The sequence below is a fragment of the Agrobacterium sp. NPDC058088 genome, assembly GCF_042885035.1.
Taxonomy (GTDB): domain Bacteria; phylum Pseudomonadota; class Alphaproteobacteria; order Rhizobiales; family Rhizobiaceae; genus Agrobacterium.
Map to the genome: position 1 here is coordinate 338,815 of NZ_JBHVSU010000002.1, position 21,871 is coordinate 360,685.

Below are 21,871 nucleotides of genomic sequence, written 5' to 3' on the forward strand. Positions count from 1 at the left end.
AACCGGAGGCTGCTTTGCGGTCTCCGGTTTCTTACTGCGTGGCAACGAATTCAAATGCCTGCGGCTTTGCGCAGAGCATCATTGATGCGGCTTTGCCACCCTTTGCCACCCTCTCGAAAACGCTCCACCACGTCTTCATCAAGACGCAATGTGACCTGTTTTTTCGGCTTCTCCAGTAGCGGGCGGCCACGCGTCTTTCGGTATTCATCAATTGCTTCGAAAAAGGCGGGGGGCAAAACCTCCCGGGCAGGACGGGCATTCGCGAGTTCATCATCCGTCATTTCCGGGAAATCCACCGCGTCCCAATCTGCTTTGGTGTAGCCGTGTCCCGGTTTGAATTCTTTTAGTTTTGCAACTTTGGCCATGGCAACCTCCTTCTTTCCCTGGAACTCGCCCGTCGGAAACTGATGATGGATATCGCTTCTGTTCCAACAGTCGCAAAGACAACGGCCATCGTCCCGTCCCGAAAATATCCGATCGCCTTAAAGCGCGAACTTCCCGGTTCAGTCAGGCTTTTCTCGATGATGGCGTTCTCCCAGTCAAACCCATCGATATCTGCAAAGTCGAAGCCGTGCTTCTCGATATTGGCAAGCCTCTTGGGCTCGTCCCATATGATTTTCATGAATTAATGTAGCTACATTTATTAAAATATCAATGCTGCCACTCAGATCACGAAAGGAGCCTCTCCACAACTCAAAAAGCGCCTTCCCACTCCGCCATTGCCGCGATCACGGCCGGCAGGTCCTGCATGCGCGAAATCACGGTTTCGGCGCCCGCATCGGTTAGCCGGTCGGCGTGGCTCGGATAGGTGTGAGATGCGCCGGTGAAGCCGATGACCCGCATGCCGGCGGCTCTTGCGCCATGGATGCCATGCACGGAATCCTCGACCACCACCACACGATCGGGTGAGACACCGAATTGTGCTGCGCCATGCAGGAAAATATCGGGCTTCGGCTTCACGCGGTCGGCGCCCAGATCCTTGGCGGAATAGATATGTGGCGCGAAATAGGGCTTAAGGCCCACCTTCGTCAGCATCATGTCGAGGCGATGGCTGGAAGAGTTGGAGCAGATGCAGCGCGGCGTCGTCAGGCGAGACAGTGCGAACTTCACGCCCTCGATGATCTTCACGTCCCGTTCCAGCCGCATGTCGAGCAGTTTTTCCGACTTATCGAGCAGCGATGCGGACAGCGGAATGCTGGCTTCGCTTTCCACCTGCAGGAGAATGTTCTTCCACGTCATGCCGGCGAAACGCTCGCCCATTTCCTCAACGGAGATCGGATAACCGGCCTCGGTCAAAAGGCGGGATTCCACCTGCGCCGCGATGATTTCGGAATCGACCAGAACGCCGTCGCAGTCGAAAATAATGAGGTCGAAGCCGCTCATGGGGCGCTCCCTGTATCGGATTTGCTCGGAAGAAAATGATGCCGGGCTTTTAGACCATGTCCGCGCCAAGCTCAACCGGCTCATCAGCAAGGGTCGGTCCCGTCAGGCTCATGGCTTGCCCCGTGCCGGAGATGGGACCGGATAAGCGGCTGGTGGATTTCGAATATTCGGTTTTGCCCATCTGGAACCTGCAAAAACAACTACACAGTCGCGCGGCATATGCGTTATGGGATATTATGCCCAAGCCAGTGAAGACCACACCTGAAGACACCATCGCCGCACGCATCAGCCGCACGCTTGCCGAGCGCATCGTTCGCGGTGAACTGTCTCCGGGCGAGCGGTTGCGGCAGGATCATATCGCCGCCGAATTCGGTGCGTCGCATGTGCCGGTGCGCGAGGCGTTTCGCAGGCTGGAAGCGCAGGGGCTCGCCGCCAGCATCCCGCGCCGGGGTGTGCGGGTTGCGGATTTCGGCCTTGACGACGTACGTGAAGTGGCGGAAATGCGCGCAGCCCTCGAGGTTCTGGCGCTGCGCCACGCCATTCCCAACATGACGTCGGCGATTCTTGATCAGGCCGAGGCCGCGACGCTGGAAGGCGACAGCGCCGTCGATGTGCAGCACTGGGAGGAGGCCAATCGCCGTTTCCATCGCCTCATCACCGCGCCCTGCAACATGCCACGTTTGATGGAGGCGATCGACGGCCTGCATGCGGCAAGCGCCCGTTTCCTGTTTTCCGCCTGGCGGGCCGGCTGGGAGCGCCGCACCGATACCGATCACCGGGCCATAATCGATGCGCTGCGCGGCGGCCGCGCCGAGGAGGCGGTGCGCATTCTCGACGGACATGTGCAATGGATCGGTCGCAAGGCCATCCGCACCTCGTCCGGCTCGGTGCGCGACGCCTTCGCCATCGTTGGATAGGCGGCGGCCCGTGACCGTCCGCCTGCGGCCCCACCACATTCTCTGTATGCTGACCTATGTCGGCAAGGGCTACACATCAGGTTTCGTCGAGAACTACGACCGCGTCGCCGCGCGGTTGAATGCGGGCGAGGATATCGAGCTGGTGGAAGGGGCGGACGATATCTGCGAAGGTCTGCTTTGCGAAAGCCATGCGCACTGTTTTAACCAAGGCATCGTGCAGCGGGACGAGACGGCCCGGCTGTCGGTTTCGGCACTTCTGGGCGAAACACTCACCGCCGGCAGCGGGCTGAAGGCAACGCCGGATTTTCTCGCGAAGATGCGCGGGGCTTTCGCCGCCGGAGACATCCGGCAGGCGTGTCGCGGCTGTCAGTGGATCAGGCTTTGCGACCGCATCGCAGCTTCGGGATTTGCCGGCGTGAAAATCGGCGCGCCGCCACAGGCGATGCCGAAGGATGCGCCCGCTTTTTCGAAGCACCCGATGCTCAGGCCCAAATATGGGTTGGATGGTCGCAACACGTGACGCCTTTTCTATTCATGTGCTTGGCCCACGAATGAGGGAGGGGGAGGGCCGCGCCGCCGCTATTACTCCGGCACCTGCGTCTCGGTCCGCTCCGCCGCCTTGACGGTCGCTTTGATTTCCTTCGGGTCGCGGCCCGACTTCTTGTCGTAGCTTACCTTTACCGAATAATCGCCGGGATGCAGGGTTTCCTGATGTTTCGTGCCGTAACGGCCGGAAATCTCCTTCTGCGTGCCCTGAAGGTCTTTGGTCGTTTCGACGATATCAATCCGTTCCGCACCCGGCGCCGTGATCGCCAGAACGCCCGCATCGAGGTTGAGGGTGATCTCGGTGCGTTTTCCAGCCGTTACCGTGAACGGCTGTTCCACTGTCACCTTGCCAAGACGCGCACGCATCACGAAATCGCCGGCGGGCATTTCCATCATCTTGCCGGTGCCGTAGGTTCCGTTGATGGTCTGACGCGTACCATCGAGTGTTGCCTTGGCGGAGAGCGCCTCGAAACGGATATCGTCCGTCTCAACGGCTTTGCCGCCATCCGCATAGACCGCTTTTGTGACAATCACGCCGCTTGGAATGACAAGCTCATGGCTGATCGTCTCACCTGCCTTGACGGCAAGGGTTTCCTGCGCCCGCGCCGGACCGATGCTGCCGGTGAGAACAATCTCGCCCGCCGGTACGAAGACCGTATTCTCACCGTAAACGCTGTCCTTGAAGTCGCCCTTGGTGATTTCGGTTTTCGCCTGTGTTTCCACATCGCCGCCGGGGCTGCGTTTCGGCACGACCGTCAGTTCCGCGGCATCAAAATTCACTTTTGGCCTTGCGACACTGCCGTCCTTCACCTCAAAGGTTGTTTCGCGGGTCACATTGCCCAGCGCCGCCACGCCGACATATTTGCCGGCCGGCAGCTTCGCTTCAAAGGTGGCGTCATAAGAACCGCCGGCATTCTCGTCGGTGCGCGCTCCGGCCCGGTCAGCCTTGTAGAAATCCCACCGTACCTTGTCGCTATTGCCGAGGGAGGGACCACCATCAACGAGCACCGCATCGGTCACGACGTTAAACTGCGCCGCCGGTGCCTGCGCCCACAACAGTGATGGCAACGCTGCAACGACAAGCGCAGCGCGGGCGACATGCGCGGAAAAACAAGTCATTTTCATCATGGATCCCATTGCGGATCACCCCCCTTATTTACCGTCGTCCTAGCGCACCAGTTGGCGCAACAGGACAACCCGTTGTGCACAACGTTTTTGCGCCGCCTCGGGTTCCGCAGCCTTCGCCGTAAATGCCGCATAGTGGCGGCAACAGCCATTTATTTTGCATTTTCCGTGACTTGTTCAGGCTTTGATAACCATCTTCGGTAACCATAGGCATTAGTAAAAGAGTAAGCGTATGGAGCGAGTACCAATGGCAGCAGTTTTTCCGCTGGCCGATTTTCGGCGTGCCGGTTTTGATCGTGCGGGCGAGAGTGACGCCTGGAAAGACAGCATCATCAAAGGTGATTGTGTCGCTGCCTTGGATGCCCTCCCGAGCCAGTCGGTGGATGCGATTTTCGCCGACCCGCCCTATAATCTCCAGCTTGGCGGCACGCTGCACCGTCCCGATCAGTCGCTGGTCGACGCAGTGGATGACGAATGGGACCAGTTCGCCTCCTTCGAGGCCTATGACGCCTTCACCCGCGCCTGGCTGCTTGCCTGCCGCCGCGTGCTGAAGCCGAACGGCACCATCTGGGTCATCGGCTCCTATCACAATATCTTCCGCGTCGGTGCCATGCTCCAGAACCTCGATTTCTGGATCCTCAACGATATCGTCTGGCGCAAGACCAACCCCATGCCCAATTTCAAGGGTCGCCGGTTCCAGAACGCACATGAGACGATGATCTGGGCCAGCCGCGATCCGAAGGCGAAGAGCTATACCTTCAATTACGATGCGCTGAAGGCCTCCAACGACGATGTGCAGATGCGCTCCGACTGGCTGTTCCCGATCTGCAGCGGCAATGAGCGGCTGAAGGGCGAGGATGGCAAGAAGGTGCATCCCACCCAGAAGCCGGAAGCCTTGCTGGCGCGCATCATCATGGCCTCTACCAAGCCTGGTGACATCGTGCTCGACCCGTTCTTCGGCTCCGGCACCACGGGCGCGGTGGCAAAACGTCTCGGCCGTCACTTCGTCGGCATTGAGCGCGAGCAGGATTACATCGACGCAGCATCTGCCCGCATTGCCGCCGTCGAGCCGCTCGGCAAGGCCGAACTGACGGTCATGACCGGTAAGAAGGCCGAACCGCGCGTTGCCTTCAATACCCTTGTGGAAAGCGGGCTCGTCCGTCCCGGCCAGGTGCTGACGGATGCAAAGCGCCGCTATAGCGCCATTATTCGTGCCGATGGTACGCTCGCATCCGCCGGAACCGCCGGCTCCATTCACCGCCTCGGCGCGAAGGTGCAGGGTCTCGACGCATGCAACGGATGGACGTTCTGGCATTTCGAAGACGGCGACGCGCTGAAGCCGATCGATGAACTCCGAGCCATCATCCGCAGTGAAATGGCAAAGGCCGAATAGTCGAAAGCCCAAGAGGCCGAAGACGGACGATCCACCGCCCGCCCTTGTCAGCATACGTCTCCGCCCGGTTTAGTACCTTCAGTCCCGGATGGAGAACGACCAACGCCCGGCACATCAGTGTCGGGCGTTGGTATTTTCGAATATAAAATTTTAGGTAGACAAGTTTCGCGCAAGAGACGAGCAATACTGTCTCAAATCAGAGCAGTGGTTGTGAAAATCCGGTCCGGAAAGCTCACAAAAACATTGCGTCCGATGCCGCTTGCGGCAGGACTGGCGCAGGCCGGAGACCGCCATTTCCGCCTGCGCCAATTTCTTTTTTGGTATATGGACGATTAAACTTCCACCCCAAAGTCCCGCAAATCCTGTTTCAGCTTCTCGGCGCCGGTAAAATGCACCGCCTGCCAGCCGGCTTCTTTTGCGCCTTCGACATTCACGAGCGTATCGTCGATGAAGATGCTGGCGGCGGGATCAAGACCGAATTCCTTCGCGTGCAGATCGTAGATCGCCACATCAGGTTTCAACAGCTTCACATCGCCGGAAACGGTGACGCCGCGCGGCAAGGTGAGGAAGGGAAACATCTTCTGTGCCTCGCGGAAGGTGTCTGAGGCAAAGTTGGTCAGCATCGTAACGTCATGGCCGCTGTCGATCAGCCCGACCATGATTGCGACGCTATCGTCATAGGAATGCGAGACCATCTCGTGCCAGAACTTGCGGAAGGAGCGGATGTGCTCTTCCCGGTCCGGGAACTTCTCAACCAACAAGGCCTCGGCGTCTTCCCAGCGGCGACCGCGATCCTGTTCGAGGTTCCAGTCATGGGTGCAGACATTCTCGAAGAACCATTTGCGCTCGTCGGCATCGGGGATGAGGCGGCTATAGGGAATATGCGGATCGTAGTGGATCAGTACCTTGCCGATGTCGAATACGATATGCTCAATCTTGGTCATCGAAATTTCCTGCGTTCATAGAATGCGGATGGAATAGCCTGCGCGATGACTTTTTTCATCACCGTTGGCAGCGCCTGCGCGTCAAGATTTGTAACCGGCTCCCACCATCCGTCATCCGGGCCGGTCTGAAGCCTGTCCGGCACCTGCGCGCGATAGACTGTCAGCCGCAGTTCGAAATGGGTGAAGACATGCACGATAACGCCCGCCGCCTGCCAGTCGGCGGGAAACGGCGCGTGGCTGACCTCCGTGCCGCCATCCACGCGGGCGGTCCATGCCGTTGTCGGCACCTCGGTCATGCCGCCCAGAAGCCCGCTTTCGATGCGCCGCCGCAGCAGGATTTCACCCACGGCATTCACTGCTACAAATGCAGCACCGAGCCGCACCGGCTTTGCCTTCTTTGCGGCTTTCACCGGAAACCGCTCCGGCTCGTCTTCCGCAAGCGCCAGACAGATGCCATTGAACGGACAGAGCGCGCAGGCCGGCCGTTTCGGCGTGCAGATGGTTGCGCCAAGGTCCATCATCGCCTGGGCGAAATCCCCGGGCCTGTCGGCAGGCGTCAACTCTGCTACTTTAGCTTTCATCGCAGGCTTTGATCCGGGCAGGGGCGCATCGATGGCAAAGAGACGCGAAATCACACGTTCGACATTGCCATCCATCACCGCTGCCTGACGATTGAATGCAATGGCAGCGACGGCGGCGGACGTATAGTCGCCGATGCCGGGCAACTGCTTCAGACCCTCTTCCGTATCTGGAAAGACGCCGCCATGCTCATTCGCCACGGCTTCCGCGCATTTCTTCAGGTTGCGGGCGCGGGCGTAATAACCGAGCCCCGCCCAGGCGGCCATGACATCATCGACCGGTGCCGCCGCCAGATCTTTGACGCTTGGCCACGCCGCGAGAAACTTGAGGAAATAGGGCTTTACCGCCTGCACCGTTGTCTGCTGCAGCATCACTTCGGAAAGCCAGACATGATATGGATCGGCGCGGTTTCCCTTCGCTGCCATGGCCGGGGAAGTGCGCCATGGCAATTCGCGATGGTGCCGGTCGTACCATGCAAGCAGCATCTGCGCATAAGACGACGGAGCGGTTTTTTGAAGCATGGTTTGCCGTTTCTGTTCGATTTGGCCTATAGTTGGGACATCCGTAGCGGGCGATCAAGAAAATGTGGATCGCCCTCTCCAAAATCGCGAGTGAAACATGCGTTATCCCCAGAGCGGCGCCGGCAAGAAGAAGGGCGTCGTCCAGATCGCCGAAGTCGCCAATGGCATCATGGACCCCGTGCTCTCGAAACGCGCCGGCATCAACACCGCGCTGCTCGGTTCCTGGGACGAAATTGCCGGTGACGACTTCGCCGATTGCACCCGGCCGGAAAAGATCACCTGGCCGCGCCGCGACGAGGGGCCGGATCGCGGCGGTTATCAGCCCGGCGTGCTGACGATCGCCTGCGAAGGCGCGCGCGCGCTATTTCTCACCCACGCGCAGGGCGAACTCATTGCCCGCATCAACGGCTTCTTCGGCTTTCCGGCCGTGCGCCAGATCAGGATCGTGCAAAAGCCGGTCTCGCAGGCCGTGACCCGTCGGCGTAAACCCCAGCCGCTGCGCGGCGACGCGGCAAAACGTCTCGGCGATATGATGGAAGGCATCGAGAGCGAGGCGCTGCGCAAGGCGGTGGAGAGGCTTGGCACGGCGGTTATGCAGAAGAAGTCGGGGCGCAAGACGATTTGATGAACGGTGCCGTCCTTGACTGGTCACAATTCTTTGACAAGAAGAGTTCAAAACCCCGCTTGTGATGAACAGGCCGTCGCTATATCGGAATCAACAGACAATCGAGTCTATTACCAACAGGTGCTTTCATGCATTTTCCCGAACTGACCATTTCCCGTCGCAGCCTTCTTGGCGGTGTTGCCTTTGCCGCCATCGCCACGGCCCTGCCGTTCGCCTTCACACCCGGTATTGCCCAGGCGCAGGATTTGCCTGAGTCCACCGGTGATGTGGATATGGCTGCGGTGATGAAGCCCGGCCCGCTGCCGGAAGCAGCGCTCGGCGATGCAAACGCACCCGTCAAGATCGTCGAATATATGTCGATGACCTGCCCGCACTGCGCCAATTTCCACAACAAGACCTTCGAAGAAATCAAGAAGAAGTATATCGACACGGGCAAGGTCTATTTCGTGCTGCGCGAATTCCCGTTCGATCCGCGCGCCGCTGCCGCCTTCATGCTGGCGCGCTGCGCACCGGAAGGTCAGTATTTCCCCTTCGTTTCCATGCTGTTCAAGCAGCAGCAGAGCTGGGCCGTTGCGCAGGATGCGCGCGCCGCCCTGCTGCAAATGTCGAAAATGGCCGGTTTCTCACAGGAGTCTTTCGAGGCCTGCTTGACGAACCAGAAACTTCTGGATGATGTGAACGCAACCATGCAACGCGGTGCGACGGAATTTGGCGTCAACTCCACGCCGACTTTCATCATCAACGGCAAGAAATACGCAGGAGACATGTCGGTTGAAACCATGTCGGCTGTCATCGACAAGCTGCTCTGATCGCCGAACCCTGAAAGAGACGGGCGGCGGAAATTTCCGCACGCCCGTTTTTTATTGCCGTTTGTCTATCCGGAGCATGACGGCATGAAGTTCAACAAGCTCCGCGTCGTCGGTTTCAAGTCCTTCGTCGAGCCTTCGGAATTCATCATCGAGCCCGGTCTGACCGGCGTCGTCGGCCCCAATGGCTGCGGCAAGTCCAACCTTGTCGAAGCGCTGCGCTGGGTGATGGGCGAGAACTCCTACAAGAACATGCGCGCATCCGGCATGGATGACGTCATCTTCTCCGGTTCCGGCAACCGTCCCGCCCGTAACACCGCCGAGGTCGGCCTTTATCTGGACAATTCCGACCGCACCGCGCCCGCCGCCTTCAACGATGCCGATGAAATTCAGGTGACGCGCCGAATCGAGCGCGAAAATGGCTCCGTCTACCGCATCAACGGCAAGGAAGCGCGTGCCAAGGATGTGCAGCTTCTCTTCGCCGATGCCTCCACGGGCGCGCGCTCGCCCTCCATGGTGGGGCAGGGGCGCATCGGCGAGCTCATCAACGCCAAGCCGCAGGCCCGCCGTCAGCTGCTGGAAGAGGCGGCTGGCATTTCCGGCCTGCATTCCCGCCGCCACGAGGCCGAGCTTCGCCTGCGCGCCGCCGAGACCAATCTGGAGCGGCTGGAAGACGTGACCGCCCAGTTGGAAAGCCAGATCGAAAGCCTGAAACGCCAGGCGCGGCAGGCGAACCGCTTCAAGATGCTGTCCGCCGATATCCGCGCCCGCGAGGCAACGCTTCTGCACATTCGCTGGGTGGAGGCGAAGGAAGCCGAAGGCGAGGCGGAAACCGCGCTCAATCAGGCGACGAATATCGTCGCCGAAAAGGCTCAAGCCCAGATGGAAGCGGCCAAGCAGCAGGGCATCGCCAGCCTGAAGCTGCCGGAACTGCGCGAGGATGAGGCGAAAGTCGCCGCCGCCCTGCAACGCCTGCAAATCGCCCGCACCCAGCTGGACGACGAGGCAAACCGCCTGCTACGCCGTCGTGACGAGCTGGCGCGCCGTCTCTCACAGCTTGGCGAGGATATCGTCCGTGAGGAACGGCTTGTCTCCGACAATGCCCAGATACTCGCGCGGCTCGATGAGGAAGAAGCCGAGCTTCTCGAAATCCTCTCCAATTCCGGCCGCCATGCCGACGAAATGCGCGAAGCATTCGAAGCTGCGTCCGTCAAGCTGGCGGAAAGCGAAGCCATCTTCACCGCCATCACCGCCGAGCGCGCCGAGGCGGCCGCGGGCCGTCAGCAGCTGGAGCGGGCGATCCGCGATCTTTCCGACCGCAAGCTAAGGCTCGAACGGCAATCGCAGGAAGCAACGGCCGAGATCGAGGCCATCGACGAAAAACTCTCCAGCCTTCCGGACCCGGCAGAACGACGCGAAGCCGTCGAGGCGGCTGAGATCGCGGTCGAGGACGCGATGATCGTGGTGGAGGAAGCCGAAGCTGCCGTCGCCGAGGCGCGTTCCGCCGAAGCGCTGGCGCGCGCGCCGCTGGAAACGGCGCGAAACCGACTGAACGCGCTGGACACGGAAGCGCGCACCATCACCAAAATCCTCGCCTCCAGTGCCGCTGCCAATGGCAGCTTCACACCGGTGGCGGAAGAAATGACGGTGGAACGCGGTTACGAGGCCGCACTTGGCGCGGCGCTTGGCGATGATCTTGAAAGCCCGCTCGATGCCGCAGCCCCTGCCTACTGGGGCGGCAATGGCGACGGCACTGGCGATCCCGTCCTGCCGCAGGGTGCCAAACCGCTTCTGGATTATGCGCAGGCACCGGATGCGCTTAGGCGTGCCCTCGCACAGATCGGCGTCGTTGCAGACGTATCGGAAGCCCGGCGCCTGCTGCCGTCGTTGAAAGCCGGCCAGCGGCTGGTGACGCGTGAAGGCGCGCTGTTCCGCTGGGATGGCCATATCGCCAGCGCCGATGCGCCGGGTGCCGCAGCGCTTCGCCTGTCGCAGAAGAACCGCCTTGCTGAAATCGAAACCGAAATGGACGAGGCCCGCTCCATTCTGGAAGAGGCCGAAGATCAGCTTGCCGCGAAAACCGAAGATATCCGCAGCAGCGAATTGCGGCTTTCGGAAGTTCGCGACAGAAGCCGTCTTGCGACCCGCCATCTTGCCGAGGCGCGTGAGGCGCTGACATCAGCCGAACGGGCCTCGGGCGATCTTCTCCGACGTCGCGATATCGTGTCCGAAGCCCTGAACCAGATCGGCGCGCAGATCGATGAGATCGCCGTTCAGGAAGAAAACGCCCGTGTCGAAATGGAAGACGCGCCCGATCTTTCCGTGCTGGATCTGCGGTTGCGCGAAAGCCAGCTGGAAGTCGCGACCGATCGCGGCCTTCTGGCAGAGGCCCGCGCCCGCCATGAAGGCGTGAGTCGCGAGGCGGAAAGCCGCCAGCGCAGAATTCAGGCGATAAAGCAGGAGCGTTCCACCTGGCAATCGCGGGCGGCAAGTGCGGCCGATCACATCGCCACGCTGCGCGAACGCGAGGAAGAGGCGCGCGAGGAAATCGCCGAGCTGGACATTGCGCCGGAGGAGTTCGACGAGAAGCGCCGCAACCTCCTCAATGAATTGCAAACGACCGAAGACGCCCGCCGCGCGGCAGCCGACCGGTTGGCCGAGGCGGAAAACCTGCAACGTGCCGCCGACCGGCTGGCGGCTACGGCGCTTTCCGAACTGGCCGAAGCCCGCGAAAAACGCGGCCGCGCCGAAGAACGTCTGGTTTCCGCCCGCGAGAAACGGCAGGAGGCGGAACATCGCATCCGCGAAACGCTGAATACCGAGCCGCATATGGCGTTTCGCCTGACCGGCCTTGGCCCGGACCAGCCAAAGCCCGATATTCGTGATGTCGAGCGCGATCTGGACCGGCTGAAGATCGAGCGCGAAAGGCTTGGCGCCGTCAATCTACGTGCCGAGGAGGAGCAGGCCGAGCTTTCCGCGAAGCTTGAGGCGCTGATCAAGGAGCGGGACGATATCATCGACGCCGTGCGCAAGCTGCGCGCCGGCATCCAGAGCCTCAACCGCGAGGGCCGCGAACGCTTGATCGCCGCCTTCGATGTGGTCAATTCGCAGTTCCAGCGGCTGTTCACGCATCTCTTCGGCGGCGGCACGGCGGAATTGCAGCTGATCGAATCCGATGATCCGCTGGAAGCCGGCCTCGAAATCCTCGCCCGCCCGCCGGGCAAGAAGCCGCAGACGATGACGCTTCTGTCAGGCGGTGAGCAGGCGCTGACGGCTATGGCGCTGATTTTTGCGGTCTTCCTTACCAATCCCGCGCCGATCTGCGTGCTGGATGAGGTGGATGCGCCGCTCGACGACCACAATGTCGAGCGCTATTGCAACCTGATGGATGAAATGGTGGCCTCCACCGAAACCCGCTTCGTCATCATCACCCACAATCCCATCACCATGGCGCGCATGAACCGCCTCTTCGGTGTCACCATGGCGGAACAGGGCGTATCGCAACTGGTGTCTGTTGATTTGCAGACTGCCGAACAGTTGCGCGAAGCCGTGTGAGGCGACTTTTCCGGAATTCAATTTCCAGTTTTGCTCAATGTCAATTTATCTCGTCATATCACCCATTCGGGTGAGCGACATTACGCGGCAATTTGCTATGTCTTTTGCAAGAGCCAAAGGTTCTCCTGAGACCCCACCATCCGGTTTCCTGTACCGGATGGAATGCCTTGCGAGGCCGCTGCCGTGGCCTCGCAAGGCTTTCTTTTTCGGCTGAAGAATAAGGGCGGGTTCCTCATTACTGTGCTTGTCACAGGAATTCAGCCAGCCCAAGTCCTTGGTTTGAAACGAGGGTCTCCCGCCGCGCCGAGGCGCGTCGAGTGGATTCCTGTGAAAAGCAAAGGAATGAGGAAGGGGGCGGTGAGGGTCTGTAGTGTTCCGGACGAAGGTGTGTGAGCATCTTTGTGGCACCCGCTTCGAATCGAGCGTGTGGACCACTCACCCCGGCACCAGCCGCAGCCGCGTGCCCCAGGGGTCGATTGCCTCTACCACATTGTTTTCCATCTCCACCAGCACGCAACCGGCGGCCCTCAGCCGCGTTTTCTGCGCGTCTAGATCGGCGGCATTGCGGACGGTAATTGAAAACCAGTCGAGGCCGGTTTCGGAGGCGTTGCGTTCTTTCGCACCCCTACTGTTCCATGTATTCACCGCCAGATGATGGTGATAGCCGCCGGAAGAGAGAAAGGACGCGTCCGAGCGCGCATCCTGCGTCGGTCGCAGGCCGACGGCCTCTTCGTAAAAGGCGCGAGCGGTGGCGATTTCGCCGACCCGTAGGTGAATATGCCCGATGCGCATTCCCGCCGGGGCAGCCTCATAATCGCTTCTTTTGGTGTCGGTCAGCTTGACCAGATCATCGATATCGAGTTGTTCGGTGCCCATTTTCACAACATTGCCGCCCCACTCCCAGGTGTCCTTAGGCCTGTCGCTGTAAACCTCGATGCCGTTGCCCTCGGGATCGTTGAGGTAGATCGCCTCGCTGACATTGTGGTCGGCAAAACCTGAGAGCGGCACCTGCTTCAGCGCTGCATGCACCAGCCATCGTGCCAAATCTTTGCGGGAGGGCATCAGATAGGCGATATGAAAAAGGCCGGCGGAGGTCGGGCTTTCGAAATCCGCGACCGGCTTGTGCACAAGATCGAGCAACGGCACGGTGCCGACACCGAGCGCCACGCCTCTTGCCGTGCGTTCCACTTCGTTCATACCGAGAACAGAACGGTAATAATCGATCATCGGATCGAGTTCGCGCACCCGCAATGCGGCCTGGCCGATATGCATCGGCGTCGTCAGCGCGAAGGGAAGGGCGGAGGCGGCGCCAGCAACGGGGGCTGCCCCTTCTGCTTTGAGCGCACCGGCAAGGGCGGTGGCGGCACAGGAAATTCCTGCAAATTTAAGCGTATGGCGGCGGGTAAATTGCATGAATAATCTCTTTGTCGGCGATTTGAATGGCTTAGGTAACACTCCGTTTCAGCGCACTACACGAATGCGTCAATGCTGCTGTTATGTCCTGTTTAAGGCAATTCTGGCGCGCAATTCGCCGCAATTATGCTGCACTGCGATGTAAACTACGCGTTGCGGCGTTTCCAACGTGCTGCCAATGCTGTAGATGATAGAAAAATGACAACGCTTCTGGGTGGAGAGCGTGGAATGAAAAAATGGGTTTATACCTTCGGCAACGGTGCTGCCGAAGGCAGGGCAGGTGACGTTGCGATATTGGGCGGCAAGGGCGCGAACCTTGCCGAAATGGCAAGTCTCGGCCTTCCCGTTCCCCCCGGCCTCACCATCATTACCGATGCCTGCGCGCTTTATCACAAGAACGGCCGTGATCTTCCCGAAGAACTGAAGTTACAGGTCATGGCCGGCCTGCACGGCATGGAGATCGTCACTGGCAAGACCTTCGGCGGCAGCCAGTCGCCGCTGCTTCTCTCCGTTCGCTCCGGTGCGCGTGCCTCCATGCCCGGCATGATGGATACCGTCCTCAACCTCGGTCTCAACGACCGCACGGTGGAGGCACTGGGCCATGACGCGGGTGATGCACGATTTGCCTGGGACAGCTACCGCCGTTTCATCCAGATGTATGGCGACGTCGTCATGGGTCTCGATCATGAAATGTTCGAGGAAATCCTGGAGGACGAAAAAGGCCGCCTCGGCCATGAATATGATACCGACATGTCGGCGGTCGAATGGCAGCACGTCGTTTCGCTTTACAAGAAGCTGATCGAGGACGAACTCGGTGAAGCCTTCCCGCAGGATTGTCATGTCCAGCTGTGGGGCGCGATCGGCGCGGTTTTCGCCAGCTGGACGAACCCTCGCGCCGTGACCTATCGGCACCTGCATAATATTCCGGGAGATTGGGGCACGGCCGTCAACGTGCAGGCCATGGTCTTCGGCAACCTCGGCTCTTCCTCGGCAACCGGCGTCGCCTTCACCCGCAATCCCTCGACGGGCGAGGCGGAGCTTTACGGCGAATTCCTCGTCAATGCGCAGGGGGAAGACGTTGTTGCGGGCATCCGCACGCCGCAATCCATCGCAGAAGCCGCACGCCTCGCCTCGGGCTCCGACAAGCCTTCCATGGAAAAGCTGATGCCAGAGGCATTTTCGGAATTCCTGGCGATCTGCAAGCGGCTGGAAACCCATTATCGCGACATGCAGGATCTGGAATTCACCATCGAGCGCGGCAAGCTCTGGATGCTACAGACCCGCTCCGGCAAACGCACCACCCGCGCCGCCATGAAGATCGCCGTCGATATGGTCGCGGAAAAACTGATCTCGCAGGAAGAGGCCGTCTGCCGCATCGAGCCTTCCTCGCTTGACCAGCTGCTGCACCCGACCATCGATCCCGGCATTTCGCGTCCCATCATCGGCTCCGGCCTGCCGGCCTCTCCGGGGGCAGCGACGGGCGAGATTGTCTTTACCGCGGAAGAGGCGGTCGCTGCCGAAGCCGAGGGGCGTCGCGTCATTCTGGTGCGCATCGAAACGAGCCCGGAAGATATTCACGGCATGCATGTCGCCGAAGGCATTCTGACGACGCGCGGCGGCATGACCAGCCACGCCGCCGTTGTCGCGCGCGGCATGGGCATTCCCTGCGTCACCGGTGCCGGCTCCATGCGCGTCGATATGCGCAACAAGGTGCTAATCGGCGTCGGCTGCATGCTGAAGCGCGGCGATGTCATCACCATCGACGGCTCTTCGGGCAGGGTGCTGAAGGGCGAGGTGCCGATGACGCAGCCGGAACTCTCGGGCGATTTCGGCAAGCTGATGGAATGGGCTGATGGCCTGCGACGCATGACGGTGCGCACCAATGCCGATACGCCGGCCGACGCCCGCGCCGCCCGCGCCTTCGGTGCGGAGGGCATTGGCCTCTGCCGCACCGAACATATGTTCTTCGAAGGTGACCGCATTCATGTGATGCGCGAGATGATCCTCGCCGAAAGCGAAAAGGGCAGGCGGGCAGCGCTCGATGAGCTTCTGCCAATGCAGCGCTCGGATTTCACCGAACTGTTCCAGATCATGCATGGCCTGCCGGTAACGATCCGCCTGCTTGACCCGCCGCTGCACGAATTCCTGCCGAAGACCGATGGCGAGATCGTCGAGGTGGCCGCCGCCATGGGCATGCCGCAAACGGTGTTTCGCCAGCGGCTGGATGCGCTGCACGAATTCAACCCCATGCTCGGGCATCGCGGCTGCCGCTTGGCGATCTCCTATCCCGAGATAGCGGAAATGCAGGCCCGTGCCATTTTTGAAGCCGCCGTTGAGGCGGCGCGCATCACCGGCGCACCCGTTGTGCCTGAGATCATGGTGCCGCTGGTCGGCCTGCGTTCCGAGCTGGATTACGTAACCGCGGTCATCGATGGCGTTGCCGCAGCCGTGGCGAAAGAAACCGGCATGGAGATCGAATATCTGACCGGCACCATGATTGAACTGCCACGCGCTGCATTGCGTGCCCATGTGATTGCGGAAGCCGCGGAATTCTTCTCCTTCGGCACCAACGACCTGACGCAGACGACCTTCGGCATTTCCCGTGACGATGCGGCGCGGTTTATCAATACCTATCAGCGCAAGGGCATCATCGAACGCGACCCGTTCATCTCGCTGGACTTCGACGGGGTGGGGGAACTGATCCGCATTGCCGCCGAACGCGGCCGCCAGACACGGCCGGAACTGAAGCTCGGCATCTGCGGCGAACATGGCGGCGATCCGGCCTCCATCCATTTCTGCGAGGATGCGGATCTCGACTACGTGTCCTGCTCGCCCTTCCGCGTGCCGATTGCCCGTCTGGCCGCCGCGCAGGCAACGCTTGCGGCGCAGGCGAAGGAGGGGCAGGTGGCAAGCAACGTCGCTTTCATTCCGGTCAGGGGTTCTGTCGGACGATGATCTGACGCTCGACAACGACCGGCCGGTAGAACATGTCGCGGTTCATCTGCGCCTGCCAGGCACGGTTATCGGCGCGGCGGTCCATTTCCAGATCGAGAAGGCAACCGGCCATCGGGTCCGTGCCGGGGCGGAAACCATACCCCCGGCATGTCGCCTCATCACGCGCCCTGCGCTCTTCCGGTGTCAGCGTCTGACAGGCGGTGAGCGCCACAAGGGCTGCAAGCGAACCGAGGACGATGGAAACACGCATCTTGTTTCTCCCTGATATGACAGCCGTACGGCGGTTTTATTGCCGCGAGTGATACGCCTGTTTTGATACGGGGAAAAGCCGCGTCGTCAGCGAAAGTTTTTTCAATGTCAGGATCTTGAAAGAAACGAGGGCGGGAATATACCCTGCAAAATCAGCCAGTCGCTCAACAGCATCGTCAGGACGCCGGCGCCAATCATGCCTCCGATAAAGGCGATGAGGCCAAGTGTCGCGCGTGTCCAACGCCTTGTTTGATAGAGGTAAATCGCGAGCCCGAGAGGTGCGATTAGAATGGTCGCTATTTTGGCGGAAGAACTGCGCCGGAAATCATGTTTTGCGGCATCTTCTATCTGCCACCAGGCAAAGAGTGTGATGATGCCGAACATCTGTACCAGATCGTTGGCGGTGAGTGAGCTTGGCGCCCCGGCTGGCCACAATGCGGCGTCGATGAGCAGACCGAAAGAAAGAAATAGGAGCAGACCAACATAAATCCAGTTGCGTTTCGTCATACATGGTTCCCGTGACCAGCTGTGATGATTTGACGCCACTAGCGCTAACGTTGAATATCTTTGGGTCAATTCCAAAAAATTGTGGGCCTACGGTCCGGGGCGCAACTCGTGGGCGGAACGCCCCGGAAACCTCTGCGTCAGGCCGTCACAACGTCCCGGTCATCGAGCGCGTCGATATCCTTGGCGTTGTTATAAACAGCCTCATCGAGAATGCCCTCACGCTTGGCGACGATGGTCGGCACCAGCGCCTGTCCGGCGACGTTGACCGCCGTGCGGCCCATGTCGAGGATCGGGTCGATCGCGAGCAGCAGGCCCACGCCTTCCAGCGGTAGGCCGAGTGTGGAGAGCGTCAGCGTCAGCATCACCACAGCACCCGTGAGACCCGCTGTTGCGGCAGAGCCCAGCACCGAGACGAAAACGATCAGCACATATTCCTGAATGCCGAGCGGCACTTGGAAGAACTGCGCGATGAAGATCGCCGAAATCGCCGGGTAGATTGCGGCGCAGCCGTCCATCTTGGTGGTGGCGCCGAGCGGCACGGAGAAGGCGGCATATTCGCGCGGCACACCAAGGCTCTTTTCCGTCACGGTTTCGGTGACGGGCAGGGTGCCGATGGAGGAACGCGACACGAAGGCGAGCTGGATGGCCGGCCATGCGCCCGCAAAGAACCGCGAGGGTTTCAGGCCATGGGCGAGCAGCAGCGCCGGATAGACCACGAAGAGCACCAGCGCCAGACCGATATACACCGCCGCCGCATACCAGCCGAGCTGCGACAGCGTCGTCCAGCCATATTGGTCAACCGCACGGCCAAGCAGACCGATGGTGCCGATTGGGGTGAGGCGGATGACCCACCACAGGATTTTCCGCACGATGGCGAGCAGCGACTGGTTGAAGGCGAGGAACGGCTCCGCCGCCTTGCCGGCTTTCAGGGCCGCGACGCCAAAGGCAATCGATATCACCAGCAGTTGCAGGACGTTGAAATTCAGCGAGGTGCTGCCGGAACCATTTTTGATTTTGGTAGAGGCTTCGAGACCGAAGACGTTTGCCGGAACGAGACCTTTGAGGAAATCCAGCCACGAGCCGGTGGAGGAGGGGGCCGCCGCTGCCCTATTGGCAATTGCCGTGTTGACGCCCGGCTGAATGACGAGGCCGAGTACGATGCCGATGACCACGGCAATCAGCGCGGTGATGGCAAACCACAAAAGCGTCTGCCAGACGAGCTTCGCCGCATTGGAAAGGTTCTTGAGATTGGCGATGGATGCGACGATGGCCGTGAAGATCAGCGGCGGTACCAGCGCGCGCAAAAGCTGCACGAAAATGCTGCCGATGGTCTGCAGCGTTACCGAAAGCCAGTTCGCGCTGCCAGCGGCATCGGGGCCAATGTTGCGCGCAACAAGGCCGAGCAGCAGGCCAATGACCATGGCGATCAGAACCTGAAAGCCGAAATTGCGGTGAAAGGGTTTCGGCCCGGAGCGGCCGGCGGACGTCGTTGTCTGTGACATGACATGTCTCTTTATTGTGCAAGGAAACGAGAATGTTGCACTTTTTACACGCATTCTCGAGGGAGGTCGCCGACAATACGCCGATTTCCTCAGCGATTAAGGGATGAACGTGCGTATTTGTTGCGTTGTCGGGGAATTATTCTCTTGAGCGGCGACAATGCGGAAGAATATTTCCGCTGTTGTTGACGTGGCCTTTCAGTCCGTCCGGGGGGAAGTCATGCCATTTGCGCCAACGTAATCCTCGGGCCTGTCCCCGAGAATCTGCCAACATACTGATTTTATTCGAGGTGGTTAGATCCTCGGCAAAAGGCCGAGGATGATGTTGAGTGAATGTTCACCCTTCATCACCTCTTCTAGAAGACTGCGACCTGTCCGGAAATTTAACCCGGACAGATGTGATCATGTCCGTCATGGCGGAAGGGAGGTGTTCGGAGGTTGTGAGCACGCTTTACCCGCAGATCGCCTCCTCCTTTGTTTTCCTCGCCGCAAATCCGGTCTATGACATGATATGCAGGTGATTCCCTGCCAGAATTCGGGTGCAACGCTTTTTAGCCAATGCGATCTAACGGATATCCGCTTCCATGACTGTGCGTTTCGTCCGGCCTTTTTCGGTTGCAGCCTATCTCTCCCGGTATCTGGGCCTTGCGGCGCTGGCGCTTTTTCTCATCGCCGCCGGTATCCACCGTTTCGGACCGCTGACGACCCCTGATCTTGTCGGGCTGCTCCTCATTGCTGCCGGTATCGCTTTTCTCGCCGTGCTTCTGGCGCTGATCGGCCTCGAGCGGCTTTGGACCAAAGGCGCACGCGGCGGGCTTTCGGCGCTGGCGGCGCTGCTTCTTTCGGCCCTGCCGCTCGGCGTGGTCGGTTACGGCGCCTTTCTTTATTGGCAGCAGCCGAAGATTTACGACATTTCCACTGACCTGAGCGACGTGCCGGAGTGGCTGGCGACACCAGCGGCCAATCAGCAATGGCTTGTGCGGCCCGCGACCATTACCAAGGCTGACCGCGATGCGCAGATGGAGGCCTATGCCAGCCTTGCCGGACGCCGTTATGAAGGCGCGATAGACCGCATCTACGCCGCCGCCAAAAAAATGGCGGCTGCCCAGTCCATTCGCATCACCCATACGAAGGGTGTGATCGGCGTGGAAGATGCCCCCTCCGTCGGGGTGCCGCCACAGGACAGGCAGCAGCAGCCCACGGAAGATGCGCCGGTGGAAGACCTGCCCTCGATCGTGCCCGTGCCCATGGCCCGCCCGACTGATGCGCCGCTACCCACCTTCTTCAACGGCAGCGGCGTGGTGCTGATGCAGGGTGAAACCCGCACCCGCATCTGGGGCCTGCGTTTCGATATCCTCATCCGCCTGAAGGAAGAGGCCGAAACCACGATCGTCGACATACGCGTCGCCTCCCGCTACGGCCCGCATGATCTTGGCATGGGCGCGGCGATTGCCGAGGCCTATCTCGATGCGCTGGATGCGGAGATGCAGGGTCTGAACGATAATTGAGGCCGGAAGGCAAAGCTGCAAGTCGGCCGACGCATCGCGACGTCGCCGCGCATTTCTTCTCCCCGCCGGGGAGAACGTGGCCCGAAGGGCCGGATGAGGGGGGAACAGCGGAGATTTTCGGAGAGCTTGCCCTCTCATCCTGCTGCTGAGGACTTCTCCCCGGCTGGGAGAAGAAACAGGTGGCACCCGCTCGCCCCATTGAACGGGCGGCGAGCACGAAAGCATCTTGAGAACCCGCCAGTTAAAACGCTATCACGCCGGAAAGTATTCACCCGTGAGCGAAGGCGCACCATCCGTCCGTACTTCGCCTTTTTCGATCAGATCCTCGATATGCGCCAGCACGGAAAGTGCGGCCGCCCCATGCAGGCGCTTGTCGGTGCTGGCATAAATCACCTTCACCATATCGGCGATCAGCCGGTCGCCATCCCTGATACGCTTCAGAACTGCCTTTTCCCGCATGCGGCGGTGGGCGCGCAAACCCCGCATGAAGGCGGCGGGATCGGTGACCGGGCCGCCATGGCCAGGCATGAACAACCGGTCGTCGCGGGTCAGCAACCGCTCCAGTGAAGCCATGTAGTCGCTCATCGCCCCATCCGGCGGCGCGACGATGGTGGTGGCCCAGGCCATGACGTGATCGGCCGAGAAGACGATGCCGCTGCCCTCAAGCGCAAAGGCGGCGTGGTTGGCCGTGTGGCCCGGCGTATGCAGCGCCGTCAATGTCCAGCCATCACCGGAAAGACTCTGCCCGTCGCCCAGCGCAATGTCAGGCGCGAAAGCCGTATCGGAACTTTCGGCAAATGGATTGGTCTCGCCCACATGCAGTGGCCGGGCGGCGCGGTGCGGGCCTTCCGCCACCGTCAGCGCCCCGGTCGCCTGCGCCAGCCTGCGGGCAAGCGGCGAATGATCGCGATGGGTGTGGCTGACGAAGATGTGCGTGACTTGGCGGCCTTCGAGCGCCGCCATCAGCGCCTGAAAATGCGCCTCATCCTCCGGGCCGGGATCGATGACGGCGACGGAACGATCTCCAACGATGTAGGAATTGGTGCCATGGAACGTGAAGGCGGAAGGGTTGTTGACGGTGAGGCGCTGGATCAGCGGGGCAACAGGAACCGCCTCGCCATAGGCCGGCTTGAAATCGAGATCGAATGCCGGGTCCGCCATCGAGACCTCCTGAATGAATGCCATGCCGCCAGTGCCGACGACACCCGCCACACAATCGCCAAGCCCTATCATGCTGCCCGCGGCCGGGCACCCAAAAAGCTTGTATTTTGTGAAAAAATTGGTCGCCGGGTCATTGCCGCGCCGGGCAGGCTTTGCTAATCAGGCGCGGTTCAGGCAGCGGCGTT

At 60.5% G+C, this 21,871-nt stretch carries 20 protein-coding genes; 8 read left to right on the top strand and 12 right to left on the bottom strand.

The window, feature by feature from the left end; all coding sequences use genetic code 11:
• Positions 1-50: 50 nt before the first annotated feature.
• The 4 genes from ACFVTJ_RS06915 to ACFVTJ_RS06930 form a co-directional block, all read right to left on the bottom strand.
• Positions 51-365, bottom strand: coding sequence for a BrnA antitoxin family protein (locus ACFVTJ_RS06915; RefSeq protein WP_386905827.1), 315 nt, complete (start codon positions 363-365; stop codon positions 51-53).
• Entirely contained in the window at positions 344-622 is a 279-nt protein-coding gene (locus ACFVTJ_RS06920; protein WP_386905829.1) for a BrnT family toxin, read from the bottom strand. The genes ACFVTJ_RS06915 and ACFVTJ_RS06920 overlap by 22 nt, the downstream gene beginning before the upstream one ends.
• A gap of 71 nt (positions 623-693) precedes the next feature.
• Entirely contained in the window at positions 694-1,383 is a 690-nt protein-coding gene (locus ACFVTJ_RS06925; RefSeq protein ID WP_003520496.1) for an HAD family hydrolase, read from the bottom strand.
• 49 nt (positions 1,384-1,432) lie between these two features.
• Positions 1,433-1,564 carry a hypothetical protein gene (locus tag ACFVTJ_RS06930; RefSeq protein ID WP_386905832.1) on the bottom strand — a complete coding sequence of 44 codons (132 nt, stop codon included), beginning with the start codon at positions 1,562-1,564 and terminating at the stop codon, positions 1,433-1,435.
• A gap of 55 nt (positions 1,565-1,619) precedes the next feature.
• Here ACFVTJ_RS06930 and ACFVTJ_RS06935 point away from each other — a divergent pair, with 55 nt between their 5' ends.
• On the top strand, positions 1,620-2,300 hold the full coding sequence (locus ACFVTJ_RS06935) for a GntR family transcriptional regulator (RefSeq protein WP_207135551.1): 681 nt from the start codon (positions 1,620-1,622) through the stop codon (positions 2,298-2,300).
• A 46-nt stretch (positions 2,301-2,346) separates the two neighbouring features.
• On the top strand, positions 2,347-2,820 hold the full coding sequence (locus tag ACFVTJ_RS06940) for a DUF1284 domain-containing protein (RefSeq protein WP_386906886.1): 474 nt from the start codon (positions 2,347-2,349) through the stop codon (positions 2,818-2,820).
• 62 nt (positions 2,821-2,882) lie between these two features.
• On the opposite strand, the gene ACFVTJ_RS06945 is transcribed toward ACFVTJ_RS06940, so the two are convergent.
• Positions 2,883-3,983, bottom strand: coding sequence for a hypothetical protein (locus ACFVTJ_RS06945; protein WP_386905834.1), 1,101 nt, complete (start codon positions 3,981-3,983; stop codon positions 2,883-2,885).
• A 235-nt stretch (positions 3,984-4,218) separates the two neighbouring features.
• On the opposite strand from ACFVTJ_RS06945, the gene ACFVTJ_RS06950 reads away from it, so the two are divergent.
• Positions 4,219-5,364: a site-specific DNA-methyltransferase gene (locus ACFVTJ_RS06950; protein WP_386905836.1), complete on the top strand. Its 1,146-nt coding sequence runs from the start codon at positions 4,219-4,221 to the stop codon at positions 5,362-5,364.
• Positions 5,365-5,696: 332 nt separating this feature from the next.
• Here the strand turns inward: ACFVTJ_RS06950 and ACFVTJ_RS06955 are convergent, their stop codons facing one another.
• Both ACFVTJ_RS06955 and mutY read right to left on the bottom strand, forming a co-directional pair.
• The gene (locus ACFVTJ_RS06955) at positions 5,697-6,308 is read right to left on the bottom strand and encodes an HAD family hydrolase (protein ID WP_386905838.1); all 612 of its coding nucleotides are present in this window, start codon (positions 6,306-6,308) and stop codon (positions 5,697-5,699) included.
• Positions 6,305-7,408 carry an A/G-specific adenine glycosylase gene (gene mutY / locus ACFVTJ_RS06960; protein ID WP_386905840.1) on the bottom strand — a complete coding sequence of 368 codons (1,104 nt, stop codon included), beginning with the start codon at positions 7,406-7,408 and terminating at the stop codon, positions 6,305-6,307. Before mutY ends, ACFVTJ_RS06955 begins: the two co-directional genes overlap by 4 nt.
• Before the next feature lie 97 nt (positions 7,409-7,505).
• Here mutY and ACFVTJ_RS06965 point away from each other — a divergent pair, with 97 nt between their 5' ends.
• The 3 genes from ACFVTJ_RS06965 (at position 7,506) to ACFVTJ_RS06975 (ending at position 12,394) form a co-directional block, all read left to right on the top strand.
• The gene (locus ACFVTJ_RS06965) at positions 7,506-8,033 is read left to right on the top strand and encodes a DUF721 domain-containing protein (protein WP_386905842.1); all 528 of its coding nucleotides are present in this window, start codon (positions 7,506-7,508) and stop codon (positions 8,031-8,033) included.
• A 128-nt stretch (positions 8,034-8,161) separates the two neighbouring features.
• Positions 8,162-8,842, top strand: coding sequence for a DsbA family protein (locus tag ACFVTJ_RS06970; RefSeq protein ID WP_386905844.1), 681 nt, complete (start codon positions 8,162-8,164; stop codon positions 8,840-8,842).
• Between the two features lie 84 nt (positions 8,843-8,926).
• Positions 8,927-12,394 carry a chromosome segregation SMC family protein gene (locus ACFVTJ_RS06975; protein ID WP_386905846.1) on the top strand — a complete coding sequence of 1,156 codons (3,468 nt, stop codon included), beginning with the start codon at positions 8,927-8,929 and terminating at the stop codon, positions 12,392-12,394.
• A 435-nt stretch (positions 12,395-12,829) separates the two neighbouring features.
• On the opposite strand, the gene ACFVTJ_RS06980 is transcribed toward ACFVTJ_RS06975, so the two are convergent.
• Positions 12,830-13,807 (bottom strand): VOC family protein, encoded by a 978-nt coding sequence (locus tag ACFVTJ_RS06980; protein WP_386905848.1) that lies wholly within the window; start codon positions 13,805-13,807, stop codon positions 12,830-12,832.
• Between the two features lie 228 nt (positions 13,808-14,035).
• Here ACFVTJ_RS06980 and ppdK point away from each other — a divergent pair, with 228 nt between their 5' ends.
• Positions 14,036-16,762: a pyruvate, phosphate dikinase gene (gene ppdK, locus ACFVTJ_RS06985; RefSeq protein WP_386905850.1), complete on the top strand. Its 2,727-nt coding sequence runs from the start codon at positions 14,036-14,038 to the stop codon at positions 16,760-16,762.
• On the opposite strand, the gene ACFVTJ_RS06990 is transcribed toward ppdK, so the two are convergent.
• The 3 genes from ACFVTJ_RS06990 to ACFVTJ_RS07000 all read right to left on the bottom strand — a co-directional run bounded on the left by ACFVTJ_RS06990 (position 16,740) and on the right by ACFVTJ_RS07000 (position 19,020).
• Positions 16,740-17,012 carry a hypothetical protein gene (locus tag ACFVTJ_RS06990; RefSeq protein WP_006310254.1) on the bottom strand — a complete coding sequence of 91 codons (273 nt, stop codon included), beginning with the start codon at positions 17,010-17,012 and terminating at the stop codon, positions 16,740-16,742. The two genes, ppdK and ACFVTJ_RS06990, sit on opposite strands and share 23 nt — an antisense overlap.
• Before the next feature lie 107 nt (positions 17,013-17,119).
• On the bottom strand, positions 17,120-17,518 hold the full coding sequence (locus tag ACFVTJ_RS06995; RefSeq protein ID WP_386905852.1) for a hypothetical protein: 399 nt from the start codon (positions 17,516-17,518) through the stop codon (positions 17,120-17,122).
• 137 nt (positions 17,519-17,655) lie between these two features.
• Positions 17,656-19,020: a dicarboxylate/amino acid:cation symporter gene (locus ACFVTJ_RS07000; protein ID WP_386905854.1), complete on the bottom strand. Its 1,365-nt coding sequence runs from the start codon at positions 19,018-19,020 to the stop codon at positions 17,656-17,658.
• Between the two features lie 581 nt (positions 19,021-19,601).
• Here ACFVTJ_RS07000 and ACFVTJ_RS07005 point away from each other — a divergent pair.
• Positions 19,602-20,525: a DUF1499 domain-containing protein gene (locus tag ACFVTJ_RS07005; protein ID WP_386905856.1), complete on the top strand. Its 924-nt coding sequence runs from the start codon at positions 19,602-19,604 to the stop codon at positions 20,523-20,525.
• Between the two features lie 252 nt (positions 20,526-20,777).
• On the opposite strand, the gene ACFVTJ_RS07010 is transcribed toward ACFVTJ_RS07005, so the two are convergent.
• Entirely contained in the window at positions 20,778-21,686 is a 909-nt protein-coding gene (locus tag ACFVTJ_RS07010) for an MBL fold metallo-hydrolase (RefSeq protein WP_386906888.1), read from the bottom strand.
• Between the last annotated feature and the right edge of the window lie 185 nt (positions 21,687-21,871).

Coding starts and splice junctions, on each gene's coding strand:
- ACFVTJ_RS07005 (WP_386905856.1), top strand. CDS start 19,602: ATGACTGTGCGTTTCGTCCGGCCTTTTTCGGTTGCAGCCTATCTCTCC.
- ACFVTJ_RS06945 (WP_386905834.1), bottom strand. CDS start 3,983: ATGGGATCCATGATGAAAATGACTTGTTTTTCCGCGCATGTCGCCCGC.
- ACFVTJ_RS06980 (WP_386905848.1), bottom strand. CDS start 13,807: ATGCAATTTACCCGCCGCCATACGCTTAAATTTGCAGGAATTTCCTGT.
- ACFVTJ_RS06920 (WP_386905829.1), bottom strand. CDS start 622: ATGAAAATCATATGGGACGAGCCCAAGAGGCTTGCCAATATCGAGAAG.
- mutY (WP_386905840.1), bottom strand. CDS start 7,408: ATGCTTCAAAAAACCGCTCCGTCGTCTTATGCGCAGATGCTGCTTGCA.
- ACFVTJ_RS06965 (WP_386905842.1), top strand. CDS start 7,506: ATGCGTTATCCCCAGAGCGGCGCCGGCAAGAAGAAGGGCGTCGTCCAG.
- ACFVTJ_RS06990 (WP_006310254.1), bottom strand. CDS start 17,012: ATGCGTGTTTCCATCGTCCTCGGTTCGCTTGCAGCCCTTGTGGCGCTC.
- ACFVTJ_RS06950 (WP_386905836.1), top strand. CDS start 4,219: ATGGCAGCAGTTTTTCCGCTGGCCGATTTTCGGCGTGCCGGTTTTGAT.
- ppdK (WP_386905850.1), top strand. CDS start 14,036: ATGAAAAAATGGGTTTATACCTTCGGCAACGGTGCTGCCGAAGGCAGG.
- ACFVTJ_RS06995 (WP_386905852.1), bottom strand. CDS start 17,518: ATGACGAAACGCAACTGGATTTATGTTGGTCTGCTCCTATTTCTTTCT.
- ACFVTJ_RS06955 (WP_386905838.1), bottom strand. CDS start 6,308: ATGACCAAGATTGAGCATATCGTATTCGACATCGGCAAGGTACTGATC.
- ACFVTJ_RS07010 (WP_386906888.1), bottom strand. CDS start 21,686: ATGGCGGACCCGGCATTCGATCTCGATTTCAAGCCGGCCTATGGCGAG.
- ACFVTJ_RS06940 (WP_386906886.1), top strand. CDS start 2,347: ATGCTGACCTATGTCGGCAAGGGCTACACATCAGGTTTCGTCGAGAAC.
- ACFVTJ_RS06970 (WP_386905844.1), top strand. CDS start 8,162: ATGCATTTTCCCGAACTGACCATTTCCCGTCGCAGCCTTCTTGGCGGT.
- ACFVTJ_RS06975 (WP_386905846.1), top strand. CDS start 8,927: ATGAAGTTCAACAAGCTCCGCGTCGTCGGTTTCAAGTCCTTCGTCGAG.
- ACFVTJ_RS07000 (WP_386905854.1), bottom strand. CDS start 19,020: ATGTCACAGACAACGACGTCCGCCGGCCGCTCCGGGCCGAAACCCTTT.
- ACFVTJ_RS06925 (WP_003520496.1), bottom strand. CDS start 1,383: ATGAGCGGCTTCGACCTCATTATTTTCGACTGCGACGGCGTTCTGGTC.
- ACFVTJ_RS06935 (WP_207135551.1), top strand. CDS start 1,620: ATGCCCAAGCCAGTGAAGACCACACCTGAAGACACCATCGCCGCACGC.
- ACFVTJ_RS06915 (WP_386905827.1), bottom strand. CDS start 365: ATGGCCAAAGTTGCAAAACTAAAAGAATTCAAACCGGGACACGGCTAC.
- ACFVTJ_RS06930 (WP_386905832.1), bottom strand. CDS start 1,564: ATGGGCAAAACCGAATATTCGAAATCCACCAGCCGCTTATCCGGTCCC.